General features: G+C 61.9%; 1 protein-coding gene. It reads right to left on the bottom strand.

The features are described from left to right. Window positions 1-200: 200 nt before the first annotated feature. Window positions 201-443, bottom strand: a 243-nt coding sequence (locus tag AC1DKV_RS40550) for a hypothetical protein (RefSeq protein WP_477139778.1), incomplete at its 5' end; no start/stop codon positions are given.

Raw genomic sequence — 443 nt, 5'->3', positions numbered from 1 at the left:
GAAGGTCGAGTCGACCTTGACGGTGCTGAACACCGGCACGAAGGGCACGAAGCCGGTGCCGCCGCGCACGGTGCTCATGGCGTGGGCGTCGAGTTCTTCGGTGACGGACAGGTCYTGGATGGCGATGGTAGTCATGGYAGTTCTCCGGTACTCAGTGATGTGCGGATTCGGTTGGCGCGCTCGGTGGGGCCGCGGCAACATCAGCGATAGATGTTGTTCTGGGCGTTCTGCGTCGAGTTGACATGCGACTTGATGTCATCCGCGAAGGCCGTGTTGTTGCCGTTCATATTGACCACGTTCTGGGTCTGGCCGATCAGTTGCGAGGCATTGAAGGTCGAGTCGACCTTGACGGTGCTGAACACCGGCACGAAGGGCACGAAGCCGGTGCCGCCGCGCACGGTGCTCATGGCGTGGGCGTCGAGTTCTTCGGTGACGGACAGGTC

The sequence above is a fragment of the Cupriavidus sp. 05T41 genome (assembly GCF_056396525.1).
This window is presented reverse-complemented; position numbering and strand designations above follow the sequence as displayed.